We start from the raw sequence: 242 nt of genomic DNA on the forward strand, positions 1-242 counted from the left end.
TGTTTTATTTGCACTCTCCATTTTAGTCGCCGCCTCATTAGCCACACTGGCCTTATGGATCAGTTTTGGTCTGCGCAAACATCGCTCAATGCCTGGCTATCAGATCCAGCTCATTGCCAGTGTTGTCATGGGTCTTGCCATTGCAGGCATGCATTATACCGCCATGGAAGCGACCCGTTTTGTCGGCCAGCCCGATCCGGCATTCATTCCCGGCAGCCAGCGTCATTATTTATTGGCCATTA

At 50.8% G+C, this 242-nt stretch carries 1 protein-coding gene; it reads left to right on the forward strand.

What is annotated here, in order from left to right; translation table 11 throughout:
• Positions 1-242: MHYT domain-containing protein (locus tag ACYP03_RS27610; RefSeq protein ID WP_459782885.1), on the forward strand; the 242-nt coding region annotated here is incomplete at both ends.

Source organism: Photobacterium sp. R1, assembly GCF_054600795.1.